The sequence below is a fragment of the Geobacter sp. SVR genome, from assembly GCF_016865365.1.
In the GTDB taxonomy this organism is placed as follows: Bacteria; Desulfobacterota; Desulfuromonadia; order Geobacterales; family Pseudopelobacteraceae; genus Pelotalea.
Genome location: NZ_AP024469.1, coordinates 507,216 through 530,781 on the forward strand (window position 1 = coordinate 507,216; position 23,566 = coordinate 530,781).

The 23,566-nt window shown below is 60.9% G+C and carries 16 protein-coding genes and 1 riboswitch; of the genes, 11 read left to right on the forward strand and 5 right to left on the reverse strand.

The window, feature by feature from the left end; genetic code table 11:
• Positions 1–147: 147 nt before the first annotated feature.
• Positions 148–224: riboswitch (cyclic di-GMP riboswitch) on the forward strand.
• Between the two features lie 91 nt (positions 225–315).
• From GSVR_RS02550 to GSVR_RS02560, 3 genes are all read left to right on the forward strand, one after another.
• Positions 316–1,899 (forward strand): fibronectin type III domain-containing protein, encoded by a 1,584-nt coding sequence (locus tag GSVR_RS02550; protein WP_239077438.1) that lies wholly within the window; start codon positions 316–318, stop codon positions 1,897–1,899.
• Positions 1,900–2,213: 314 nt separating this feature from the next.
• Complete coding sequence (locus tag GSVR_RS02555; protein WP_173198459.1) at positions 2,214–4,643, forward strand: ATP-binding protein; 2,430 nt, start codon at positions 2,214–2,216, stop codon at positions 4,641–4,643.
• A 114-nt stretch (positions 4,644–4,757) separates the two neighbouring features.
• Positions 4,758–5,390 carry a LysE family translocator gene (locus GSVR_RS02560; RefSeq protein WP_203978774.1) on the forward strand — a complete coding sequence of 211 codons (633 nt, stop codon included), beginning with the start codon at positions 4,758–4,760 and terminating at the stop codon, positions 5,388–5,390.
• A gap of 399 nt (positions 5,391–5,789) precedes the next feature.
• Here the strand turns inward: GSVR_RS02560 and GSVR_RS02565 are convergent, their stop codons facing one another.
• The 5 genes from GSVR_RS02565 to GSVR_RS02585 all read right to left on the reverse strand — a co-directional run bounded on the left by GSVR_RS02565 (position 5,790) and on the right by GSVR_RS02585 (position 13,204).
• Entirely contained in the window at positions 5,790–6,266 is a 477-nt protein-coding gene (locus tag GSVR_RS02565) for a hypothetical protein (RefSeq protein WP_173198458.1), read from the reverse strand.
• A 32-nt stretch (positions 6,267–6,298) separates the two neighbouring features.
• Positions 6,299–8,284 (reverse strand): ATP-binding protein, encoded by a 1,986-nt coding sequence (locus GSVR_RS02570; RefSeq protein ID WP_173198456.1) that lies wholly within the window; start codon positions 8,282–8,284, stop codon positions 6,299–6,301.
• Positions 8,281–9,651, reverse strand: a complete 1,371-nt coding sequence (locus GSVR_RS02575) for a sigma-54 dependent transcriptional regulator (RefSeq protein WP_173198454.1) — start codon at positions 9,649–9,651, stop codon at positions 8,281–8,283. Before GSVR_RS02575 ends, GSVR_RS02570 begins: the two co-directional genes overlap by 4 nt.
• Positions 9,652–9,808: 157 nt before the next feature.
• Entirely contained in the window at positions 9,809–11,815 is a 2,007-nt protein-coding gene (locus GSVR_RS02580; RefSeq protein WP_173198452.1) for a cache domain-containing protein, read from the reverse strand.
• 3 nt (positions 11,816–11,818) lie between these two features.
• A complete protein-coding gene (locus GSVR_RS02585) occupies positions 11,819–13,204 on the reverse strand; it encodes a sigma-54 dependent transcriptional regulator (RefSeq protein ID WP_173198450.1) in 1,386 nt (461 codons plus the stop codon).
• A 410-nt stretch (positions 13,205–13,614) separates the two neighbouring features.
• Between GSVR_RS02585 and fdnG the strand changes: the two genes are divergently transcribed.
• The 8 genes from fdnG (at position 13,615) to hybB (ending at position 23,518) form a co-directional block, all read left to right on the forward strand.
• Entirely contained in the window at positions 13,615–16,791 is a 3,177-nt protein-coding gene (fdnG, locus tag GSVR_RS02590; RefSeq protein WP_173198448.1) for a formate dehydrogenase-N subunit alpha, read from the forward strand.
• Positions 16,792–16,796: 5 nt separating this feature from the next.
• Positions 16,797–17,588, forward strand: coding sequence for a 4Fe-4S dicluster domain-containing protein (locus tag GSVR_RS02595; protein ID WP_239077439.1), 792 nt, complete (start codon positions 16,797–16,799; stop codon positions 17,586–17,588).
• Positions 17,581–18,204 carry a formate dehydrogenase subunit gamma gene (locus GSVR_RS02600; protein ID WP_173198446.1) on the forward strand — a complete coding sequence of 208 codons (624 nt, stop codon included), beginning with the start codon at positions 17,581–17,583 and terminating at the stop codon, positions 18,202–18,204. The genes GSVR_RS02595 and GSVR_RS02600 overlap by 8 nt, the downstream gene beginning before the upstream one ends.
• Positions 18,205–18,245: 41 nt before the next feature.
• Entirely contained in the window at positions 18,246–19,088 is an 843-nt protein-coding gene (locus GSVR_RS02605; RefSeq protein WP_173198444.1) for a formate dehydrogenase accessory protein FdhE, read from the forward strand.
• A gap of 1 nt (position 19,089) precedes the next feature.
• Positions 19,090–19,752 carry a molybdenum cofactor guanylyltransferase gene (locus GSVR_RS02610; RefSeq protein ID WP_173198442.1) on the forward strand — a complete coding sequence of 221 codons (663 nt, stop codon included), beginning with the start codon at positions 19,090–19,092 and terminating at the stop codon, positions 19,750–19,752.
• 413 nt (positions 19,753–20,165) lie between these two features.
• A complete protein-coding gene (locus tag GSVR_RS02615; protein ID WP_173198440.1) occupies positions 20,166–21,278 on the forward strand; it encodes a hydrogenase small subunit in 1,113 nt (370 codons plus the stop codon).
• On the forward strand, positions 21,262–22,215 hold the full coding sequence (hybA, locus tag GSVR_RS02620; RefSeq protein WP_173198438.1) for a hydrogenase 2 operon protein HybA: 954 nt from the start codon (positions 21,262–21,264) through the stop codon (positions 22,213–22,215). The genes GSVR_RS02615 and hybA overlap by 17 nt, the downstream gene beginning before the upstream one ends.
• Positions 22,202–23,518: a Ni/Fe-hydrogenase cytochrome b subunit gene (gene hybB / locus GSVR_RS02625; protein WP_173198436.1), complete on the forward strand. Its 1,317-nt coding sequence runs from the start codon at positions 22,202–22,204 to the stop codon at positions 23,516–23,518. Before hybA ends, hybB begins: the two co-directional genes overlap by 14 nt.
• Positions 23,519–23,566: the final 48 nt, after the last annotated feature.

The window sequence follows — 23,566 nt, forward strand, 5'->3', positions numbered from 1 at the left end:
TACGAATGCTGGTCAGTGCACAGTCTGATTACCAGAACGTGCGCTCTGAAAGCCACAACTATTTTTTGTGATCTCCGTCACCTCATTTCAGGGGCATTCTCGGCTATAAACGACCAACGCTTACATAGCTGCACAAAAGCCACGCATAGACGACAATACTAAACCATTCGCGAGAATGGGACGGAAAGCCTATTGGGTCTCTTCGAGACAGCCGGGTCGCCGAAATATCAACGATATTCGGCCCCGGCTTTTTTTGTGCCGCAAACCCCACGACGTTTGCCGGAACGGCAATCATTGTCAGAAAAGGAGAAAGAAGTGAGAAAACCATTACAATGCGCATCTATCGTCATCGCCATGCTGTCGCTGATGACTATCGGCCTGATGCTTGCCGGCTGCAGCGGCTCAGGAGGAGGGGTGTCGTCCCAGGTGGTGAGCGGCAACGCCTCGGTCGGGGCGCCCCTGGCCGGGCAGGTAAGCCTGAAGGATTCCTCGGCCCAGCCCCAGGAGAAGACCGCCGTCATCGGCAGTGACGGTTCCTTTGCATTCGATGTCACCGGACTGAAAGCCCCCTTTATCATTCAAGGGGTCGGCAATTCCGCCGGTACGACCTATAAGCTGCACTCCTTTGCGAACGGAACCGGCACGGCCAACGTCAACCCACTTTCCAATGCTCTGGTGGCAAGCGCGGCTGGGGTAAGCGACCCGGGGCAGGTGTTTCAGGCGGCCGACCCGGCCGTGCTCCAGAAGATCAAGGAAGATCTGCCTACAGCTACCAGTGATCTGCTGAACAAGCTGCAGCCCTTGCTCAAGCTTTACGGCGCAGAAGGCAAGGATCCCATTACCGACAGCTACCAGTCCGATCACCAGGGGCTCGACGGTCTGTTCGACAACGTCAGCGTCGCCATTCCCAACGGAGTTATCACGGTCGCCAATGCGAAGACCGGCGAGGTGATCTTCAGCGCGTCGGTCACGGATATCAAAAGCGGAACGTTCAACGACAATCCGTCTACTCTGCCACAGACTCCCGCCCAGACCGATCCTCCTGAGGAAGTGACCCCCACCCCCCCGGTCACCACGCCGCCGACCGTGACCGTTCCGGCTGCACCGGCCAACGTGGTCGCCTCCGGCGGCACCAGGCAGGTGACCCTTTCCTGGAAAGCGGTCAGCAGCGCCACCTCCTACAACGTCTATTACGGGACCGCGTCCGGCATCACCAAGGGCAGCGGCACCAAGCTGACCAATGTTTCCAGCCCGGCCGTGCTGACCGGCCTGAATGACGGTACGACCTACTACTGCATCGTGACCGCCGTGAACAGCGCCGGTGAAAGCGCAGCCTCGGTCCAGGTGGCTGCCGCCACAGTGAGTGCCACCCCCAGCCCGGTCATCCCGCCCGTGCCGGGCTCGGTCACCGCAACCGGGGGCGCAAACCAGGCCACCCTGACCTGGGCTGCCTCTTCCGGAGCCACCTCCTACAATATCTACTGGTCCAGCACTTCCGGAGTCACCAAGGCGAACGGAACGCGGGTCAGCGGCGTGACCAGCCCCTATGTCAAAACCGGCCTCTCCGCGGGCAGCACCTACTACTTCATCGTTACCGCGGTCAACAGCGCCGGAGAAAGCGCCGCCTCGGCCCAGGTTTCGGCATCCACCAACCCGCCCGTGACCAAGCAGCTCAGCCTGGCCTGGGATGGAGTTACCGGAGCCAGCTCCTATAACCTGTACTGGTCGACCTCACCGGGGGTGACTACCTCCAACGGCAAGAAGATCAGCGGCGTCAGCAGCCCCTACACCCATACCGGCCTGGCAGCCGGGACCACCTACTACTACGTGGTCACCGCCAGCGACGGCAGCCAGGAAAGCGCCGCCTCGGCCCAGGCTTCGGGAACGACCGGTCTCTGACGATCCCGTTGCCATAGCATAGCGGTCCCTTGCAAAGGGCTCCCCCAGGGGAGCCCTTTGCCTATGTAGTGTCCCCAAAAGCCGGATCGCTACGTCCTCCGCGGGCCCGGCCGCCGCCGATCATGATATCCGGGAAACCCCGCTCCCCACCTTCCTGTTCCCGGACCTGCCCTCTTCCTCTGCGACAAAAACGATGAAAAGGACCTCTGCGCTTTTACACCGTCGAATCTTTCTTCCGGCAAGGTAAGTGCGTGACTCCGTGAATCTTTTGTGAGATGATCGAGCGCTAATTTGAGCCGGTCAGAGGGTTGCCGATGAGCAGATCCGCTACACCAGATTCCCCACCTCAAGAAGGAGGCACTCCCGTTCCCCTGCGCAGGACAAGCGGTGCCGCCTGGTTTGGTCCGGCCGTCATGCTGGCTGCCTTTCTGCTGTTATTCGGCGCCGTACTCTGGCTCACGCACCAGATCAGCGTCCAATCACAGCGAAAGGAACTTGTCTCCGGTGGGGAATCGTTGGGCGAGACAGTTCGGTTACGGCTGAAAGGAAACGCGGATTATCTGCTGTTGCTGGCCCAGCAGCGCGGTGACGGCACCCTGGACGCCCGCTCGTTTCAGGAACGGGCCTCTCAGTACGTACGCTTTCACCCGGAAATGATCAACATCACCTGGGTGGATGCGGATTTCGTCATTCGCGGGGTGGCCCCGCTCGCCGAGAACCGCCAGATCATGGGGCTGAAGCTGACCCTGCCGGAACCGAAACGGGTCTCCGATCTGGCCATGCGTACCAGGCAACCGGTTTATACCCGTCCCTTCGAGGCCATTCAGGGCAAGCCATCCTTCGAGGTCTGGGTGCCGGTATACCGCGGGGACACGTTCCTGGGGCTGTTCGGCGGCGTGTATTCCTGTGAGCGGATCCTGAAGGAACTGGTTTCGCAGGAGCAGGGCAGGCAATACCAGATCAGCCTGATTGGCGCCGGAGCACTCTTGGCCGAACTTTCCTCGAGGGGGGAGGCTGATGAGGGACTGGTTCACCGTGTGGAGGTGACGCCTGGTGACAGCGGCGTGACGCTGAGGCTCAAAAAGTATCGGCAGGGGGGGCAGGATTGGCGCCTGCTGGTGCTGGAGCTGTCGTGCCTGGCGCTGGTGCTGGCCATGTCGCTTGCCATGTGGAATCTGAAAAGGGAGGTGGCGGCCCGGAAGCGGACCGAGGATGCACTCCGGGCCAGCCAGGCAGGGCTGGTCAGGCAGAAGATGCTGTTGGACAACATCATCGAGGGAACCACCGATGCGGTCTTTGCCAAGGACACTGCCGGGCGTTACCTGATCGTCAACCATGAAGTGGCGAGGATGTACAACCGGCCGGCAGAAGAGATCATCGGCCGTGACGATACCCATTTCCTTCCCGCCGATGAAGTGCAGCTGCAGATGGAGGCCGACCGTGACCTCATCGCACAGCCCGGCACCAGGACGAGGGAGGAATCGTTGACCACCATCGACGGCAGACGGATCTTCCTTGCCACCAAGGGGCCGATCAACGATGAACAGGGCACGGTGATCGGCCTGTTCGGCATCTCCCGGGACATTACCGAACAGCGCCGACTGGAGGAACAGCTGCGCCAGTCCCTCAAGATGGAATCGATCGGGCGTCTGGCAGGCGGGGTCGCCCATGACTTCAACAACAAGCTGACCATCATTCTCGGCTATGCGGAACTTTCCAGACTCGCGGCTCCCGAAGGGAGCAAACTGTGGCACAACCTGAACGGGATAATCACGGCAGCCGGCCACTCCCGTGAAATCACCGCACAATTACTGGCTTTTTCCAGGCAGCAGGCCATATCCCCCAGGCCGTTGAACCTGAACCATGCCCTGGCCGATACCCGGCGGATGCTTCCCCGCCTGATCGGAGAGGATATCGTGCTGACCTTCGACTTGGCCGACGACCTGTGGCAGGTCACGCTGGATTCCACCCAACTTGACCAGATCGTCATGAACCTGGCTGTCAATGCCCGCGATGCCATGCCCGCCGGTGGCCGTCTGACGATATCGACCGCCAACACCGCCGTGGATCGGATCTACTGCAACAACCACCTGGATGCCAAGCCGGGTGATTATGTCCGCCTGACCTTCAGCGATACCGGCCATGGCATCGAACGTGAGCAGTTGAAGCATATCTTCGAGCCTTTTTACACTACCAAGGAGATCGGTAAAGGCACCGGCCTGGGCCTGGCGACCATCTACGGTATCGTCACCCAGAACAACGGATTCATCAATGTGTACAGCGAGCCGGACTACGGCAGCGTGTTCAGCATATTCCTGCCCCGTCTGGAAATACTTCCCGATCCGGAAGTGCGGGAGCATCCGGCCTCCCTGAGCGGCTCCGGCACCGTGCTCCTGGTGGAGGATGACGAGACGGTGCGCGGCATGACGGTCATGATGCTGGAGGAGTTGGGCTATGCGGTGCGGGTGGCGTCCAACCCGGATGAGGCGATCCGCATCTGCGGTGATCAGGCGGTACCGGTGGATATCGTGCTCAGCGACGTGATCATGCCCGAGATGAACGGCAAGGATATGATCGACCGGATCAAAATCTTCCGACCGGGCATAAAGGTGCTCTACATGTCGGGCTACTCCTTCGAGGTGTTCTCGAACAAGGGGGTGATGGGGGCGGATATGAGTTTCATCCAGAAACCCTTTGACATGGCTATGCTGCACCGGATGATCAGCGAGACGATCGATACCTGAAAGGGCCGGGGGCAGCGGCGCTGTGGCGAAACTTTCGGCATCGCAGAGTTGCGGCGGGTTGACAGCCTGCTCAGGAGCACGGAGCTGGTATTCCATTATTCACAGGAGAACGAAGTGCAGCACATTTTTCCACTGCTCGGGATCGCAGGGGCCATAGCCATCGGCGCCATGAGCCCCGGGCCAAGCTTCCTGATGGTTGCACGCACGGCCGTGGCTTCGTCGCGCTCTTCCGGCCTGGCAGCGGCCCTCGGCATGGGGGTGGGTGGCGTTCTGTTCGCCATCGCGGCCCTGGCCGGCCTCCAGGCCGCTTTCACTGCCATTCCGGGACTATACCTGGTCTTGAGGATCGCCGGCGGGTTCTACTTGGTCTACCTGGGATGCAGAATCTGGAGGGGGGCTGCCACGCCGCTCATGCTTCGGTCGGAAACCGCCGGACCGGGCAGAACCGCAGCGCGCGCTTTTGTACTGGCGCTTGGAACACAGATCAGCAATCCCAAAGCGGCCGTGGTGTATGCGAGCGTGTTTGCCGCATTTCTGCCCCGGACGTTTCCTGTGCTGCTCGGTGTGGGCACGGTCGTGATCATCTTCATCATCGAAACCGGCTGGTATGCGCTGGTAGCAGCGGTTCTGTCCGCTGACGGCCCGCGTGCGGCCTACCTGCGGTACAAGGCATGGGTGGATCGTTCTGCGGGCGGCGTCATGGGCATTCTGGGGATCAGGCTGATCACGTCCGCCCGGGGAGGTTAATGAACCGCGGAGTTCTTGTTGGACGTATGTGTTTCGGGTGAGACCGTTGCCGGAGGAGGGTGAGCTCCCCGGAAAATTGTCCGTTGTTTTTTTATTCCAGAGGAGTATCCTTGAATCAGAAGCAGCAGAAAGACGAGTAATCCCGACGGTATTCCCATGAGAGTATCCGGGAATGAAAGTCCCGATGCGGCTTCTGAACTCATAAGAGTTGTGCTCCTGCTCCCGCGATTGGCTATAAAGACTATCGATCGCGCGTAAAACCCGTAGCTGACAAATAGCTGCGGATTCCTCAGGGGCACAATGATAACGCAAGGCCGGTTCACCCGAACCGGCCTTTTCTTTTTCTTCCGCCTCCGTGTCTCTGCGTGGTGGCGGAATTCATACCTCAGGCCCGTACTGCTATTGAAATGTGACGCTCTGAATGGCGACCGTCATGCCGGAAAGCGGCGCCCCTTCCGGGCTGGTGACGCTGTAGCCCCCCGCGATGCCGAAAACGTTTGCCGCCGGGACGTTTCCTGGAGCGATGTGGTAGGTCAGGGTAGCGAATTCGCCAGCCGGGATTCCGTTGGCACTGATGAGGCCAAGCACCACGGCCCCCACGGCGGCGGTATTGGGCGCCAGAAATGCGTCCGGGGCGGCCCCATTACCGGTCGCTGACACATCGGAAGTCCCGATGCTCAGTCCCGAGGCCGGGCTGGCGGTGACCGTTGCCTGAATGGTGCCGATCGACGTGTTGGCCGGCAGTGTTCCGGCTGTGTGCACCTTGACGATCGCCCTGGCAGGTGCTGGCCCTCCGTCTCCTCCACCGCCACCGCAGCCTGCAATGGCCAATGCCAGCATTGTCGACGTAATTCCCGGAACGTTCACGAACTTCATGAGCCCTCCTCTTGCCGCGTGTCGTCATGTCCTCATTGCAGGGGCGGTGGGGACGAAAGCGGCAACGTGACGGTGAACAGCGAGCCGCTGCCCGGTGTGCTGGCAACGGATATCGTGCCGCCGTGATTTTCGACGATCCCGTAGGAGACCGACAGGCCCAGGCCGGTACCGGTCGGCTTGGTGGTGAAAAAGGGGGTGAAGATATCCTTGAGATGCTCGGCAGGGATGCCCTGGCCGGTATCTGCAACGGTCACGGTGAGATATTCCGTCTCCGTATCGGCCGTTGCATCGATGGTCAGGAGCCCCTGACCGTCCATGGCCTGCAGGGCATTGACCACCAGATTGGTGAAAACCTGCCGCAGCTGTTCCTCGTCCCCTTCCATGAAGAGCACCCGGTGACGATAATTGCGGGCGATGGTGCAGCGTCCGAGATCGATCTGGTGTCCCACCTGGTCGAGAATGCCATCCAGCAGCGCCACCACCGAAAAGAGGCGGGACTGCTTGATGCCGCTGCGCGAAAAGGTCAGCAGGTTCTGGACGATGCGCTCGATGCGTCCGGACTGTCGCAGGATCGTTTCCACCTCTTCGCCCCCGGAGCCCTCTCCGGTGTAGAGTTCCAGCAACTCCGCATTGCCGCGGATAATCGCCAGGGGGTTGTTGATCTCATGGGCCACGCCCGAGGCCAAAAGTCCGATGCCCGCCAGTCTCTCCGCCTCGGCCAGTTCCTTTTGCGTGCCCAGCAACTGGCTGTTCCGCTCCTCGAGCTGCGCGGTGCGCTCGATTACCTTCTGCTCCAGGGTGCGGTTGAGCGACAGGTTTTCTTCCTCGCGCTCCGCCAGCCGGCGTTTCATGACATTGAATTCCCCGGCCAGGGAGGCGATCTCGTCGGAACCTTGCGCCGGAATGTCGGGCAGAGCTTCGCTGGCCGCAATCCGCCGGACCCCCTCTTCCAGTGCCTTGATGGGCCGGGCAAGGCTGCTGCCGAGCCAGGCGGAAAGCCCGATGCCCACCAGGGTGACGAAGAACAGCACCGTGGAGAAGATCAGGTTCATCTGCCAGCGCAGCTCACGGTAGGGGCGTTCGGGCATCCCGGCATAGAGCGCCCCGATGACCGCGCCCCGGTAATCCCGCAGCGGCTCGTAGGCGGAGAAGTGGCGCTCGTTCAGCACAAAGGCGCTGCCAGTCCAGCGCTCGCCCCGGCTGACGGCGGCATGCACCTCGGCCGACATCAGGCTGCCCACGGCCGGCTGGCCGCTGTTATCCGGCACGGTGGTGGCGATGCGCACATCGTCCAGGAAAATGGTGGTGTTGCCCGCATCCTTGGCAACGCTGTCACCCCGCCGGAACACGACCCTGGAGATGCGGTCCACCAGGCGCCTGTCGCTGTTCAGCAGCAGGCCGCCGTAGACCACTCCGGCTACCTCGCCGTCCGGCCCCGGCACCGGTGCGGCTGCCACCAGAAACATGCCGCGCTCTTCGATTTGTCTGGTGTAGGGCTGGCTATGGGGGGTGGGCAGAATGGAGATGCGCATCTGGCCCGGCAGCAGCGGATTCTCGCGGGCGGCCCGCTCCGGTGCGAGCAGCGCGATACCGCTGACGGCCGCCCCCTTGAGGGCATCGGCCACCAGCTTGTCGTCCCGGCGGGAATCTCCCGAGCTGCCCGGATTGGCGGCACGGTAGCGTACAAACCCGAAGCGGTCCACCAGGGTCAGAAAGCTGAGCCGTTCATTCCTGAGCACGACCTGCAGGGCCGGGGCGGCCGGTCCGCTGATCAGTGCAGCCGACAGTTCCGGAGAGCGGCTGGTGAGGCGGATGCTGTCCCCCAATCGGGCCAGTTCCCCCTGCAGCATTTCGTGGGCCGCGCTCAGGTCGGTCTCTACCCCCTGCTGGGCCTGGCTGAAGAAGCGGGTGGTGATGATCGAAGTACCAATCAGCCAGCACAGGACAATGGCGGCCATCAGCGGCACCAGAGTAGCCAGGGTCAGCTTGAGGCGTATGGAGTAGCGCAGCCCCTTCATGCGCCGCGCTCGTCTCCCATCCCGTATTCAACGATCTTGCGGTCCAGGGTCTTGCGCGAAATTCCCAGGATCTCCGCACTGCGGCTTTTGTGGAAACCGGTCTGGCGGAGCACCGTCTCGATATGCCGGCGCTCCACCTCCTCCAGGGCCACCAGCGCATCGGGTGCCGGAGGCGGGGCGTGCTCCCGACGCTCCCTTTCCAGGGGGAGCAGCGAAGCGGAGATGGTGCCGTTCCTGGCCAGTATGACTGCCCGCTCCATGACGTTTTCCAGCTCGCGGACATTACCGGGCCAGTCGTAGCGCAGTAGTGCGCCCAGGGCGTCATCGTCGATGCCGCGCACATCCTTTTTCATCCTGCGGGTGGCGATATCCAGAAAATGCCGTGCCAGCGGTTCGATGTCCTCGCGCCGTTCCCGCAGCGGGGGCAGGTTGATGGAAATGACGTTCAGACGGTAGTAGAGATCCTCCCGGAAGCGCCCGGCCTGGACCTCGGTCATCAGGTCCTTGTTGGTGGCAGCCACGAAGCGGACATCCGCCTTGCGGGGACGGGTGGAGCCTACGGCAATGAAATCCTTTTCCTGGATCACCCGCAGCAGTTTGGCCTGCACCGCCGGGCTGACGTCACCGATCTCGTCCAGAAAGAGCGTGCCTCCGTCGGCCTCCTCCACCAGCCCCTTCTGGTTGATGACCGCACCGGTGAAGGCGCCCCGCACATGTCCGAACAGCTGACTTTCCAGCAGGGTGTCCGACAGGGCGGCGCAGTTGAGCGATACGAACGGCTTGCCCCGGCGCGGGCTGTTGCGGTGCAGGGCATTGGCGATCAGCTCCTTGCCGGTGCCCGATTCCCCCATGATCAGGGTGTTGACGTCGCTCTCCGCCACCTGCAGGGTCAGGTCGTAGACCTCCCGGAAAGCGGTGCTTTGGAAAACGATCGAATCAGACCGCCCGGTGCCGCGCTGCAGTTCCTCGCGCAACTGACGATTCTCGCATGCGAGCCGGCGGTGGTCCAGCAGACGTTTCAGTACACCCAGCAGTTTCTCGCGGGGAAAGGGCTTCATGATGTAGTCGTAGGCCCCCAGCTTGATGGCCTGAACCGCGTCGTCGATGGTGCCGTGGGCGGTCATGATCACTACCGGCAGGTCGTGAAAGCGCTTGTGTACCTGTTCGAGCACCTGCAGGCCGTCCATGTCGGGCATGCGCACATCCAGCAGGATTGTGTCACATTCCCGCCGGTCCGCCGCACCGAGCCGGGCCAGCAGATCGGTCCCTCGGCTGAAGGTTTCCACCCGGTAGCCGGCCACGCTCAGCAGCTTGTCCAGGTAGCGCAGGATATCGGTTTCATCGTCACAGACATAGATCGTGGGCACGGATTGTCTCCTCTCGACCGGAGCCTGATCGGAATAAAGGGTCCGGTGGTGTATACGGGACAAAACGATACAGTGTCGGACAAAAAGTATCAAGCACTGTTTGTCATGTGGTCGGCTTCTTCCAAAAAAAATGGGCCGATACAGTCTTACCGGATATTCAGGCCTGCGCTGCCGTCTGTCTCACGGGCAGGGTAACCGTGAAGCGGGAACCATGGCCCGGCTCGCTCTGCACGCCGATTTCTCCGCCGTGATTCCTGACGATGCCGTACGAGACGGAGAGGCCCAGGCCGGTGCCGGTCTGCTTGGTGGTGAAGAAGGGGGTGAAGATGTCCCTGATCCGTTCCTGCGGTATGCCCGTTCCCGTATCCTCGATTTCGAGCCGGCAGAACCCCGGCTGGCGGTCCGGCCCGGTCCGGACGGTCAGGGTGCCACCCTGTTCCATGGACTGCAGGCCGTTCACGATCAGGTTGGTGAACACCTGCCGCAACTGGTTCTCATCGCCGTCGATCTCCGTGGTGCCATGGGGAGGAAATTCTCGCCGGAGTTCGATCCCTTCCAGCGGCACCTGGTGCCGCACCTGCCGCAGGATGTCGTCCAGAACCGGCTCGATCTCCACCCGTTTCACGCTCTTGCACTTCCGGCGGGCAAAGGAGAGCAGGTTGCCGACGATCTCCTTGACCCGCACCACCTGCCGGGCGATGATCTCCGCCTCTTCGCGGTTAGGGTGCCCCGGTGGCAGCTCCATCAGCAATACCTCCGAATTGCCCCGGATGATCGCCATGGGGTTGTTGATCTCGTGGGCCACGCCGGCTGCCAGCTCCCCCACGGCGGCAAGTTTCTCGGCCCTGACCAGCTCTTCCCTGGCCTTTGTCAGGAGCCGGTTCTTCTCCTCCAGTTCCGCGGTCCGTTCCCTGACCTTTCGCTCCAGTTCATTGCTGAACTCCCTGATCTCCGCCTCCCGCCGGATGAGGGTGGCGGTCATGGCATTGAACTCTGCGGCCAGGTCGCCGATCTCGTCGTTGCTGGTGACGCCGCCGATATGCAGGTCCCGTTCGCCGGCGGAAAAGCGTTTGACCAAATGCTGCAATTCGCGGATCGGCCGTGCCAGGCGTGAGCCGATGTACCCGGACAGGGCCAGGCCGAACAGGGAGCCCCCCAGGAGCACGGCGCCGAACAGCAGACCCACGTTCATCTTCAGGGCGGTGTTGGGCCGTTCCCGCATTCCCACGTAGAGGGAGCCGATCACCTCCCCCCGGAGGTCGAGGATCGGCTCGTAGGCCGAGAAGTACCAGTCATTGACCACAAAGGCCCGGTGTACCCATTTCTGCCGGTTAAGGATCACCCGGTCGTACACCTCGGCCGAGAGTCGGGTGCCGATGGCCCGGTTTCCGTCCTTGGTCTGGACATTGGTGCTGATGCGGGTGTCGTCCAGGAAGATGGTGGCGGTACCCACATCCTGCCCCTCGAAGCGGACCCCCTCGTACACGATCCGCTTGATCTTGTCCACCAAGCTGTTGTTCCGGTTGAGGAGAATGCCGCCATACAGGGCGCCCGCAATGCGGCCCGTGCTGTCCCTGACCGGTGCCGCGGCCACCAGCAGCATGCCAGAACGCTCGGTCGTTTTTACTCCCGGCCTGGCCCGCTCGGTGGGAATCACATCAATGGCGGCCATGTCCGCCAGACCGATCCCTTCGAGGGTCAGCCGCTCCGGTGGGAAGAGCGCTGTGCCGGCCGTTACTTCCCCTTTCAGGGCCCGCTCCGGCAGGGGATCGTTCCTGATCAGGTCGCCGTGGTCATCCGGGTTTCCGGCCCGGAACAGCACGCGCCCGCTCCGGTCCACTGCGGTCAGGATATCAAGCCGCTCGTTATGGCGCAGTGAGGAGAGCAGATCCGCAATCCTCTCCCGGTCTCCGGCGACCATCCCTTTGGCGATAAAGGGCATGCCGGCGGAAAAGCGCACCACGTTGCGGAGGTGGGCAATCTCGTTGTTGTACACTTCGCGGGCTGAATTGAGGTCGGTGCGCACCTTTTCCTGGGCTTGGGCGTCGATGCGCGAGTTGATGAGGGAGATGCCGGCCAGGGAACAGAAGAGGATGGCTACGAACAGCGGCAGCAGGGCGCCGATGGTCAGCTTCAGCCTGATGGAGACGCGGGGCCTTCCCATGGCCTACCTCTCCGCCCCCCTTTCCCGGGGAATGCTCAGGTCATATTCGGCAATCTTTCGGTCAAGGGTCTTGCGGGTGATCCCCAGGGCCCGGGCGGTACGGCTCTTTTGCCAGGCGTTTTTCTTCAGCACCCGGAGGATGTGGCCTCGTTCCATGGTTTCCAGGGAGTCGTTGCCGCTTCCGCCGGCAGGCGGCAGGGGAATGCCGTCACTGCGGCGCAACGGCAGGAGGTCGGCCGTAATCCGGTTTCCCCGGGCCAGAATGACGGCCCGTTCCATGACGTTCTCCAGCTCTCTGATGTTACCGGGCCAGTGGTATTCCGTGAGCCAGTGCATGGCGTCGTCGGCGATGGTGTCCACCTGTTTCTGCATCTTCGCGGAAAAGCGGGCCAGGAAGTGTCGGGCCAGGGGGGGCACATCCTCCTTTCGCTCGCGCAGCGGCGGCGGATTGATGGCGATCACGTTCAGGCGGTAGTACAGGTCCTCCCGGAAACGGCCTTCCCGTACCTCCCGCTCCAGGTCCCTGTTGGTGGCGGCCACGAAGCGGATGTCGGCCCTTCGGGGAGCAGTCGCGCCGATCGGAATGAATTCCCGCTCCTGGATGACCCGCAGCAGCTTGGCCTGCAGGGCCAGGGTCATGTCCCCGATCTCGTCCAGGAACAGGGTGCCGCCGTCGGCAGCTTCCAGGAGGCCCTGCTGTGTCGTGGTGGCTCCGGTGAAGGCGCCGCGCAGGTGGCCGAAGAGCTGGCTCTCCAGCAGGGTATCGGTCAGGGCCGCGCAGTTGATGGTGAGGTAGCGTCGCTCCCGCCGGGTGCTGTTGAAGTGGATGGCCCGGGCGATCAGCTCCTTGCCGGTGCCCGATTCTCCCTGGATCAGGATATTGGCGTCACTTGCCGCCACCTGGATGGTCATATCGTAGACCTCCCGGTACCTGGCACTGGTAAAGACGATCTCGTCGGAGGCCGGGTTCAGGTTCAGCTCTTCCCTGGGCCGCCGGTTTTCCGTCAGCAGCGATTCCCGTTCCAGCGCCTTTTCAAACACCTCCAGGAGCCTTTCCTTGGGGAACGGTTTGGCGATGTAGTCGTTGGCCCCCTGTTTGATGGCCTCCACGGCGGCATCTATGGAGCCGAAGGCGGTCATGATCACCACCGGCAGTCCGGACCGGAGTTCCCGCACCTTCCGCATCACCTCAATGCCGCTCATGCCGGCCATCTGCACGTCAAGCAGCAGGAGGTCGGGCCTGAAGGCGGGGTCTGCCTCCAGCCGGTCCAGCAGGGTCTGCCCCCCGCCGTAAGTCTCCACGGTAAAACCGTGGGCCTGCAGAATCTTCCGCAGGTAGCGCAGTATTTCCTTTTCATCGTCGCAGATGGCGATCTTTGCCTCCGGCACGCTCTCCTCCGTATTGAAATGTGTAAAAAGTATCCATCACAGGAAAAAAGAATACAAAAACGGCCAGGTTACCAGGGGTTGCCTCACGTAATCCACTGCGGATGCTTCGCAATTTTAGCTGGTTATACATAGCAAAATTTTGTTTTATTACGTGGATAAATAATGGCACGTGCGTTGCTGTAAATGTAGGTTTAATGCGCATCATGCCATCGTTATGATCAAGATTATGTATATAACATACTAATTTAAAAATTTATTTTATTTGAGAAGCATCTGGGTTGGGTTTACGTAATTACGATACAATGGTTTATTTATAAAATTCCAGTTTTTTGTACATCCATGATCGTTTCCCGACTTCTTGGGGGAGTACATGGGGATGCGTCACCATCAAATAATCGGGAGGAATATCTATGGGAGTGTCACGCAGGGACTTTCTGAAACTCTCGGGAACGGGGCTGGCGGCAACCACCCTTGGCCTGAACCTGTCGCCGCTGGAGGCAAGGGCGGAAGAACTCAGCATCCGCTACGCCAGGGAAACCACCACCATCTGTCCTTATTGCGCGGTCGGGTGCGGCATGATCGTCCATACCCTGGGGGGCAATGTTATCAACATCGAGGGAGACCCGGACCACCCCATCAATGAAGGTTCCCTCTGCCCCAAGGGCTCGTCCATCTACCAGTTGCGCGACAACAAGGCCCGCATCACCAAACCGCTCTACCGCGCCCCCGGTGCCACGGAGTGGAAGGAGGTTTCCTGGGACTGGGCCCTGGACGAGATCGCCAAAAAGGTCAAGAAGACCCGCGATACCTCCTTCGTAGCCACCTCCAGGATCAAGGTCAAGGAGAAGGTGGGCAACGCCGAGGTGGAGAATGAGATCGAAGCGGTGGTGAACCGCACCATGGGCATGGCCTCGGTGGGGAGCGCCGCCCTGGACAATGAAGAGTGTTACCTGTATCAAAAATTCCTCAGGGGGTTAGGCTTGGTGTATATCGAACACCAAGCACGCATTTGACACAGCGCTACGGTAGCGGCTCTGGCAGAGTCGTTCGGACGCGGTGCAATGACGAACCACTGGATCGATCTGAAAAACTCCGATGTAATTCTCATCATGGGAGCCAACCCGGCCGAAAACCACCCGGTTTCCTTCCGCTGGATCATGAAGGCCAAAGACGCCGGTGCCAAGGTGATCTGCGTCGATCCCCGCTTTACCCGCAGCGCGGCGAGAGCCGATGTGTATGCTCCGCTCCGATCGGGTACCGACATCGCCTTCCTGGGCGGCATGATCAACTACATTATCCAGAACAAGCTCTATTTCGGCGAATACGTCCGCAATTACACCAACGCCTCCTATCTGGTGAACGCCGACTTCAGGATGCCGGGGGATCTGGACGGCCTGTTCTCCGGCTATGCCCCCAAGAAGCGCAGCTACGACGTTAAGACATGGGGGTTCCAGAAGAACGAGGATGAAAGCGTCAAGAGAGACGCTACCCTGGAAGACCCGAACTGCGTCTTCCAGTTGATGAAGAAGCATTACTCCCGCTACACGCCGGAGTTGGTCTCGAAGATCACCGGCACACCCAGGGAGAAGCTTCTGGAAGTCTACAAGCTGTACGCTGCCTCCGGCGCACCGGATAAGGCCGGCACCTCCCTGTACGCCATGGGATGGACCCAGCATACCGTAGGGACCCAGAACATCCGCACCATGACCATCATCCAGCTCCTTCTGGGCAATATCGGCATTGCCGGCGGCGGGGTCAATGCCCTGCGGGGCGAGTCCAACGTACAGGGATCCACCGACCACGGTCTGCTGTTCAACAGCCTGCCGGGCTACATGCCGGTGCCTTCGGCCGATCAGAAGGATACAGCCACCTACATCGAGAAAAACACTCCCAAGACCAATGATCCACAGAGCGCCAACTGGTGGGGCAACCGCAACAAGTATCTGATCAGCTACCTGAAGGCCATCTACGGTGCCAAGGCGACCAAGGAAAACGATTTCGGCTATGCCTGGCTCCCCAAGCTGGATCCCGGCATGAATGGCTCATGGATGATGATCTTCGACAACATGATCAAGGGCAAGTTCAAGGGATTCTTCGCCTGGGGCCAGAACCCGGCCTGTTCCGGCACCAACTCCACCAAGGTACGCAACGCCCTGACCAAGCTGGACTGGATGGTGGCGGTCAACCTGTTCGACAACGAAACCGCTTCATTCTGGAAAGGGCCGGGCATGGACCCGGCCAAGCTCAAAACCGAGGTGTTTCTGCTGCCGGCGGCAGCCTCCTTCGAGAAAGAGGGGAGTGTCACCAACTCGGGCCGCTGGGCCCAGTGGCGCTACACCGCAGTCAAACCGCTGGGGCAGAGCAAGCCGGACGCCGAGATCATCCACGAGTTGTTCCAGAAGCTGAAGGAACTCTACACCAGGGAAGGGGGCGTTCTGCCGGAGCAGCTCACCCACCTGACTTGGAACTACGGCTTCAAGCGGGCCGACGGCACCATCAAGTCGGTGGACACCCATCTGGTGGCCAAGGAAATCAACGGCTATTTCCTGGAGGATGTGGAGGACAAGCCCAAGCTCAAGCCGGGCGAGGCGCCGCCACCCGCCCCGCCCCCCTGGACCCCCAAGAAGCTTCTGGGCAAAAAAGGGGAGCTGACCGGGGGCTTTGCCCAGTTGCAGGCGGACGGCAGCACCTCCTGCGGCTGCTGGATCTACAGCCAGAGCTACAACGAGAAGGGGAACCTGATGGCCCGCCGGGTGAAGAAGGACCCCACCGGACTGGGGCTGTTCCCGGAGTGGTCCTGGGCCTGGCCGGTCAATCGCCGCATCATTTACAACCGCGCCTCCTGCGACCCGAACGGCAAGCCGTACAACCTGAAAAAAGCGGTAGTCTACTGGAATCCCGCAGTCGTGCTGCCGGACGGCAAGCTGGGCGCCTGGGTGGGGGACGTGCCCGACGGCCCCTGGCCCCCCATGTCCAACGAAAAAGAGGGAAAGAAGCCCTTCATCATGCGGGCCGACGGCCTGGCGGCCATCTTCGGGCCGGGCATGAAAGACGGCCCCTTCCCCGAGCATTACGAGCCGGTGGAGTCGCCCCTGGCGCAGAATTTCATGTCCAAACAGATGTCCAATCCAGCTGCCAAAAATTTCAGCGGCACCGACATCAAAGAAGACGCCTTTGCCGCCAATGACGGCACATTCCCCTACGTGGCCACCACCTACCGGGTGACCGAGCACTGGCAGACCGGGGTCATGACCCGCAATACCCCCTGGCTGCTGGAGTTGCAGCCGCGCCTGTTCTGCGAGATCAGTCCGGAACTGGCCAAGGAGAGATCCATCGGCAATGGGGACCTTGTGGAGGTATCATCGGCTCGCGGCAAGGTTGAGGCCGTGGCCGTGGTGACGCGCCGCATGCAGCCTTTCAAGCTCGGAGACAAGGTCGTGCACCAGATCGGCCTGCCCTACTGTTTCGGCTGGTCCACGCCAGGGGTGGGGGACAGCGCCAACCTGTTGACCCCTACTGCCGGTGACGCCAACACCATGATTCCCGAAACCAAGGCCTTCATGGCCGCTATCCAGAGAAAGGGGTGAGCGCCATGACAGATATGGTAAAGACGGAAAACAGGAAGGGCTTCATGGTGGATACCTCCCGCTGCATCGGGTGCCGCTCGTGCCAGGTGGCCTGCAAGCAGTGGAACAAGACGGATGCCGACAAGACGGTCAACCAGGGCGCCTTCGAGAACCCGCGCGACCTGACCCCGGCGCTGTACAACCGCATCCGCTTCGTGGAACTGGGGGAGGAACCGGGCGGAGTGAACTGGCTGTTCCTCAACGAACGCTGCATGCACTGCGGCGAGGCCGGCTGCATGAAGGTCTGCCCCTCGCCGGGGGCGCTTTACCGCACCAAAGACGGCATCGTGGCCTACGACAAGGAAAAGTGTATCTCCTGCAAGTACTGCGTGTCGGCTTGCCCTTTCAATGTGCCGCGCTACGACGGCAATGACAAAGTCAGCAAGTGCCATCTTTGCCAAAGCCGAATCGAAGGTGGCATGACACCGGCCTGTGCCAAGGCATGTCCCACCGAGACCCTGAAGTTCGGCAACCGCAGCGAACTGATCGCCAAGGCCCAAACCACCAAGAAGACCCTGTACGGAGTGGGAGACCTGGGGGGGCTTGGCGTGGTGTACGCCCTTGAAGGGCCGCCGGAAAAATATGGCTTGCCGGCAGCCCCGCACATCCCGGTCTCCATCTTCCTTTGGAAGGACGTGATCAAGCCGCTGGGTATTCTCGGATTCTGGGGCAGCATCGGCGCCATGCTGCTGCACTACGTGACCATCGGCCCCAAGAAGATCGATGCGGCAGCCGAAAAGGAGGAACACCATGAGTAACTACATCGAGCGCTTCAGTACCAGCGAGCGTGTCCTCCACTGGATCGTCACCTGCAGTTTCTTCACTCTGCTTCTCTCCGGGCTGGGACTCTACTCCCGGCTGTTCAATGGCTATTTCGCCCTGTTCGGCAGCGGCAAGAATGCCATCATGGTCCACAAGATCGCAGGCGTGATTTTTTTCCTCAGCTCTCTGTACATGTTCCTCAACCACAAGAAGGATGTCTCCACCTTCGACGAGGATGACAAACAGTGGATCAAGCAGCGTGGCGGCTATCTCTCCCGGGGCGAGTCCCATTTCAATATCGGCAAATACAATCCGGGCCAGAAACTGTTCGCCATTTTTATCGCCGCCGCCACTCTGCTCCTGGGGCTGACCGGCCTGTTCATCTGGGCGCCAACAGCCTTTCCCCGCTGGATTGTGCAACTCTCGCTCATGACTCATGGACTCTTGTTTGTCGGTGCGGTCATGTTCGTGGTGGTGCATGTCTACCTGGCCACTGTCGGCAATCCGGGCACCATCGAGGCCATGCTCTACGGCAACGTGCGCAAGCGTTGGGCAAAAACGCATCATCCCAAGTGGTACCGGGAAATGACCGGAGAGAAGGCTGATGGCTGATGGACAGAGTAATCCCTTTTCCCTGAATGTGAGGAGGTGCGATGGTTTCGTACAGCAACAAGATCCACTGGCTTCGGCAAGCGCAGATGGCCTTGCCTGAATACGCCGAACTGGTCCCTCTTTTTGCGGAGCTTTTCCGTTATCTTGAAGAAAAGGGGGGGGAGACGGGGATCGAGCCCCGTATCAAACGGCAGGGGCTGAAGGAACGGCTGGAGAATGGTTTCCCGCTGCTCTCTTCCGGCGATCTTGAGATTGATGTCTCCGTTTGTACGGAGTTTTTGAAGGGGGCTATTGGGGTGCTTTCACAGTCCAGCCGCAACGGAGCAGACGGCTTGACGGACATTGGAGCTGCATTGACTGAGGGCAGGCTGGATCCGGCCCGGCTTATACGGGCTATTCTGGGGCGGGAGCGGATTGTCATTGAGGAAGCCGCTCAGGCAACGGGGACGCCGGCGCCTTTGGTGGAATATCTGTTCGAAATCCCGCTCAAGGCTGCGCTGGAGCGATGTGCAACAGGCTTCGCCCCTGAAGAGCTCGACGGCTGGAAAGAAGCGTATTGCCCGGTATGCGGTTCCCGGCCCGCCATGGCGGAGATTGCAGGCGACGAAGGACGGCGCTTCCTCTCCTGTTCCGCATGCACGTACCGCTGGCCTTTCAAGCGTCTGCAATGCCCCTGCTGCGGTAACGAAGAGGTGAAAAAACTCGGCTACTTTACGGCAGGCGAAGGCGCGACGCGGGTGGATACCTGCACGGCGTGCAGCCGCTACATCAAAACCAGGGATTCGCGAAAGGGGCATGCTGACGTACCGCTGGACGTGGAGGATCTGCTGACGATCCACCTGGACCTGCTGGCGGCGCGGGAGGGATTCGAACGGGGGAGATGATATGAATTATCACAATACCATACCCGGTGTGACCGGTGTCATTCTGGCCGGAGGCCGCTCATCCCGCATGGGAAGCGACAAGGCTCTGCTCCCCTACCGGGGTGGGCGGTTCGTGGAAGCGATTCACCGCCGGTTGTCCGGCATCTTCGACGAGGTGCTGCTGGTCACCAACAATCCTGAACAGTACGACTTCCTGCCCTGCCGGAAGGTACCCGACATCCATGCGGGCATGGGGGTTCTGGCGGGAATCCACTCCGGCCTGTACCACAGCAACAATCCCGCCATATTCGTCGTTGCCTGCGACATGCCCTACCTGGTGGAGGAGTTGATCCGCCGCCTGGCGTCCCGCGCCGATGCAGGGGGTGTCCTTATCCCGGAAAGCCCGCAGGGTCTTGAACCGCTCCATGCAGTCTACGGAAAGGGGTGTCTTGCCGCCATTGAGGCAGCCCTGCTGTCCGGGCAGCGGCGCATCGTCTCGTTTTTCGACCGGACCAATGTCAGCAAGATGAATATGGAGCAGGTCGCCCTGTTCGATCCCTCTTTTGTCTCATTCATCAATGTCAATACGCCCAGCGATTACTTCGAGTTGCGCGATGCCGAGCGGGGCCGTGATGCAGCGTATCAGTCTGCCATGCGGTATGAGGACGCACGCCGGGCGAGATAGCCCTGGAGATCAATATCATACACCGGACCTCGAAAGCCCCTGGTGGAGTAATCTGCCAAGGGCTTCCCTGTATTGCCCCCTCCATCAGTCCGAAGTCTGCAATACGGCGGCCCAGGGCCCGGCGGTCAGGGGCGGCCCTGTTCGATGAGCTGCAAGGATGTTGGTCGCCACAATGCCGTGGATAAGGTGATCAGCGCTGCGTCATTTCTGGACAAAACGACACATATTCGGGACACAATGAAACAGACTATTCCTTTCTGATCAAACGCCCGGAAGCGGGCCCCGCCGAAAATCCTCTTTATTACAAGTCATTAGGTAATGTCTTTCGACCCGATAACACTTGGCGCGCCACTTGCTAATACTGGCTTCGTTTACACGTATACATATTACATAGAGGCACGCGGAGGATTGGGATGAAAAAAGACGGTTTGCTCCCCGACGTTTCAAGACGGGATTTCATCAAAACATGCGTGACGGTTTCCGCCATGCTGGGGCTCCCGTTCGGGATGGTCAGCAAGGTGGCCGCTGCGGCTCAGAAGGGGGATAACCGACCGGCGGTAATCTGGCTCCATTTCCAGGAATGCACCGGTTGCTCGGAATCGCTGCTCCGTTCCACGCATCCCACGGTTTCGAGCTTGATCCTGGACATGATCTCCCTGGATTACCATGAGACACTCATGGCCGGTTCAGGGCACCAGGCGGAGAAGGCCCTGCACGATTCCATGCTGGCCAACAAGGGCAATTACATCCTGGTGGTGGAAGGAGCCATCCCCACCAAAGACAACGGCATCTACTGCAAGGTGTCGGGCAAGACCGCCCTGGACTCGCTGAAAAAAGGGGCTGAAGGGGCCCTGGCCATCATCGCCATGGGCACCTGCGCCAGCTACGGCGGCATCCAGTCCGTGGGTCCCAACCCCACCGGCGCCGTGGGAGTGCGGGACATCGTCAAGGATAAGCCGATCATCAACATTCCTGGCTGTCCCCCCAACCCCTACAACTTCCTCTCCACGGTGCTCTACTACGCCACCTTCAAGAAACTGCCGGAGCTTGATCAGATGGGCAGGCCCAAGTTCGCCTACGGTCGCAAGATCCACGAACACTGCGAGCGGCGCCCTCACTTCGATGCCGGCCGCTTTGCCAAGGCCTACGGCGATCCGACCCATGCCGAGGGGTACTGCCTCTACAAGCTGGGGTGCAAGGGACCGGCCACCTTTGCCAACTGTTCGGTACAGCGCTTCAACGACGTGGGGGTCTGGCCGGTGTCGGTGGGGCATCCCTGCATCGGCTGCACCGAGCCGGACATCCTCTTCAAGACCGCCATTGCCGACAAGGTCCAGATCCACGAGCCGACCCCCTTCGACAGCTATGCTCCGGTTGACCTGAAGGAAAAGGGCAAGGGTCCCGATCCGTTGACCACCGGCGTGATCGGTCTGGCTGCCGGTGCCGCCATCGGTGCGGGGGTGATGATGGCCAAGCGGCTCCCCGATGGCCAGGACAAGGGGGACGACCATGGCAAAACCGAGTAGACGCCAGTTTCTCAAGATCCTGGGCGCTACCGGCGCGGCGCTCCTGGCGGGGAAATCGGCCAGGGCCAATGAAGCGCACAGGATCAACAACGAAACCCTGGGCATGCTCTACGACGCCACCCGCTGCGTGGGCTGCAAGGCCTGCATGGCAGCCTGCAAACGGGTGAACGGCGACTACGGCAGCCTCTCCTACGAACGGGCTCCCTTTGACAACGACGGCCTGTGGGATGCTCCCCAGGACCTGTCCGGCTCTACCCGTACGCTGATCAAGCTTTTCAAGGAGTCGGAGCGGGAGTGGTCCTACGTCAAGTACTCCTGTATGCACTGCCAGAAGCCTTCCTGCGTGTCGGTCTGTCCGGTCAGCGCCATGACCCGCGATCCGGAAACCGGCATCGTGGACTACAACAAGAACACCTGCATCGGCTGCCGCTATTGCCAGGTGGCCTGCGCCTTCAACATTCCCAAGTTCCAGTGGGACAAGGCCATACCCCAGATCGTCAAGTGCGACCTGTGCAAGAACACCAATCTGCGCCAGAAGGGAATCTCGGCCTGCGCCGAGGTCTGCCCGGTGGGCGCGATCAAGTTCGGCAAGCGTAAGGATCTGCTGGAAGAGGCGTCCAAGCGTTTGCGGGAACATCCCGGCAAATACGTCAATCACATCTACGGCGAAAAAGAGGTGGGGGGCACCAACCACCTTTACCTGACCAGCATGCAGTTCAACAAGCTCGGCCTGCCGGTTCTCAAGGACGAAGCGCCGGCCGAGTTCTCGGAAAAGATCCAGCACACCATCTACAAGGGCTTCATCGCGCCGGTAGCGCTCTACGGCACGCTGTGCTTCATCGCGGTCAAGAACATGAAGGGACACGGTGAGGTGGAAAAAGACAAGACAGAAAAGAGCGATAGCGATGCAACGGGAGGGAGCGATGGGGCACGATGAATTTCAAACACACGACGCGAAGATCTTTACTCCTTCGTTCGTCGTCCTGCTGGTCCTGACCCTGATCGGATTCGGCCTGGTGATCCTGCGCTTCGTGAAGGGGATCGGGGCGGTCTCCAACATGAGCGACGGCTACCCGTGGGGGATCTGGATCACCTACGACGTGGCCACCGGCACGGCCATCGCGTGCGGCGGCTACGCCATGGCCATCCTGGTCTACATCCGCAACCGCATGAGTTACCACCCCATGATCCGCTCCGCCATCCTGACCAGCATGTTCGGCTACGGCCTGGCCGGTTTTTCGGTCATGGTGGACGTGGGGCGCCCCTGGAACGCCTACAACTTCTTCATCCCGTCCAAGTGGCAGGCCAACTCGGCCATGTTCGAGGTGGCCCTGTGCGTCATGGCCTACACCACCGTGTTGGTCATGGAGTTTCTGCCGGCCATTCTGACCACCCTGGAAAAGACCGAGTGGAAGACGCTGCAATTCCTGTTGGACAAGTTGTACTCCCGCCTGAAGCTGAAAGGGCGGCCGGAAGAGATCACCGACCGGCTGGAACGGGTCAGGGAGCTGGCGGTCTGGCTCAAGCCGCGCCTGGACAAGGTACTGATCTTCATCATCGTACTCGGCATCACCCTGCCGACCATGCACCAGTCCTCCCTGGGCTCGCTGCTGCTGATCGCCTCCACCAAGCTGCATCCGCTCTGGCACACCGGCTTCCTGCCGCTGTTGTTCCTGATCAACTGCATGTACATCGGCTACTCCATCGCCATCCTGGAATCGGTCATCTCCTGCTACGCCTTCAAGCGTCCTTTCGAAACCAAGGAACTGGCGGGCATGGCGCGCATCGTTCCCTGGCTGACGGTGATCTGGCTGACGGTCGTCATCGGCGACCTTGCCTGGCGTGGTCAGTTGGGCGCCGTACTGTCCCTGGATTTCTATTCGCGCTTCTTCCTGCTGGAGTTCTGTCTGATAGCCGGAGGATCGCTGCTGCTGTTCAGCGGCCGCAAGCGCGAATCCATCCGCTGGCTGTTCGTATCGGCGGCCCTGATCGTGCTGGGAGGCGCCCTGTACCGCTTCAACGTCTATCTGATCGGCTTCAATCCGGGCAAGGGATGGCGCTACTTCCCGGCCCTGGCCGAGTTGATGATCACCGTGGGCATCGTGGCTTTCGAGATCCTGGGCTACCAGGTGCTGGTCAAGATCCTGCCGGTCCTGCCGCGCCTGCACACCCGCGAGCAGCACGCCGCGGCCCAGGCGGGGGAGCATGAGGTCCCGCTCGGCGGGGCGGAAAAAGCGTAATCCCTGATGGAACACGGAAAATGCGGAAAAAACGGATAACAACAGATT